2 protein-coding genes are annotated in these 1,628 nt (G+C 55.9%); one reads left to right on the plus strand and one right to left on the minus strand.

Annotated elements, in window-relative coordinates; all coding sequences use genetic code 11:
- Positions 1 to 105 precede the first annotated feature (105 nt).
- Positions 106 to 228, minus strand: coding sequence for a hypothetical protein (locus RMSM_RS43435; RefSeq protein ID WP_261340342.1), 123 nt, complete (start codon positions 226 to 228; stop codon positions 106 to 108).
- A 480-nt stretch (positions 229 to 708) separates the two neighbouring features.
- On the opposite strand from RMSM_RS43435, the gene RMSM_RS17925 reads away from it, so the two are divergent.
- Positions 709 to 1,617, plus strand: a complete 909-nt coding sequence (locus RMSM_RS17925; RefSeq protein WP_008699252.1) for an NAD-dependent epimerase/dehydratase family protein — start codon at positions 709 to 711, stop codon at positions 1,615 to 1,617.
- Positions 1,618 to 1,628: the final 11 nt, after the last annotated feature.

The following is a 1,628-nucleotide window of genomic DNA, read 5'->3' on the forward strand; positions in this document are numbered from 1 at the left end:
ATCCGCTGCCATTAAAACCCCCTTCCCCTTTTTCCCTCTTGCTGCAAATATTGAACTTCAACTTCACCTGAACACCGAACACAAGGCCTGACCCCGGCGAAGCCTTCATGACCCCGGCGAAGCCTTCCCCAGCGTCGCTTCGCGACTTGGGTTGTGTGTGGGGTCGTCCTCGGACTGACGTCCGGGGCTATCGCCTGCCGTCGCTACCGCGACTAAGAAATGAAACAATACTTGCGTGCTCCTAATTGCCACGCAATCGCAAAGATTTGGCAACCAAGGCTAACGTCCAAACGGCGAATAGGGTTCCGCCCGATCATTCCTGCCTACCTGCTTAGTCATTACAAAACAGTGGCGGTGATCATGTCTGATTGACGTTCGCCAAAAATCCGATCGCGTGCCGATACGGTTTTCATCGTTCGACATTGACTATGTCCACGTACCGGACTTGGGCATCGCGCCGAGTCAGCAGCAAAATCTCCACACGAGCGCTGATCGCGAAATCCGAATCGACAATGACGAGCGAACGACGCTGGCTGATCTCGCGGATTGCCTCTCGCTGTTCGTGAGAGGTAATCCAAATGCCGGTGAATCAACCTGCGACGTATTCACCTAGCTGTTCCGCTAAGGCCATACTGATAAACTCCTTGGTAGATTTTAATTTAACGCACGACGCCACAGTCAGCGATCACGCTTTTGAATGGACAGGACATGAAAGTTGCACTCACTGGGGCCACGGGCTTCATCGGCCGCTATATTGCGGAGCACCTGGCAAGTCAGGGGCACTCGCTACGCTGCTGTCATCGCCCATCGAGCGACACTAGCGGCTTCGACGAAATCAACGATCTCCGGTGGATCGAAGGTGAACTCGGCGAAAGCGAAAGTGCAAAAGAACTTGTCGATGGCTGCGATGCCGTCGTGCACGCCGCGCTTTATCGGCCCGGCACCGGGTTCTCGGGCGGCGAAGGGGACGTGGTTGAGTTCGTCGAAAAGAACGTCGTGGGGACGCTGAAGCTGATCGAAGCCGCCCGTTCTGCCGGGGCTGGTCGATTCGTCGCATTCTCAACGTGCGCCGTCCACGACATCATTCTCGCTGACCGTCCCTTGGATGAAACCCATCCACTTTGGGCCAAGAGTCACTATGGTGCGCACAAAGCCGCCATTGAAAAATTCGTGCATAGTTATGGGCTTGGACAGGGCTACCCGATCTGTGCTTTGCGCCCGACCGGGGTCTATGGCGTTGCGCGTCCCGTGGAGCAAAGCAAGTGGTATGACTTGGTCTCCGCCGTCGTCCGTGGCAAGTCAGTCGAGTGTTCCCGCGGCGGCAAAGAAGTCCACGCCGCCGATGTTGCAAAGGCCGTTGGGATCTTGCTGACCGCAAACGGAATCGCAGGTGAAGCGTTCAATTGCTATGACCGTTACGTGTCCCAGCACGATGTCGCGACAATTGCCAAACAGCTTTCCGGAAGCGACAGCCAAATTATTGGCGAACAAACCCACCCCAAGAACCAAATCGTCACCGATAAGATCAAACGGCTCGGGATGGAATTCGGCGGGGACGCACTACTCAGGCGGACCGTCGCGGAATTGGTCAAGCATGTCCAACAGGAGCTTGGCTAAGCCTATTCGCG

Origin of the sequence: Rhodopirellula maiorica SM1 (genome assembly GCF_000346295.1) — a bacterium.
In the GTDB taxonomy this organism is placed as follows: Bacteria; Planctomycetota; Planctomycetia; order Pirellulales; family Pirellulaceae; genus Novipirellula; species Novipirellula maiorica.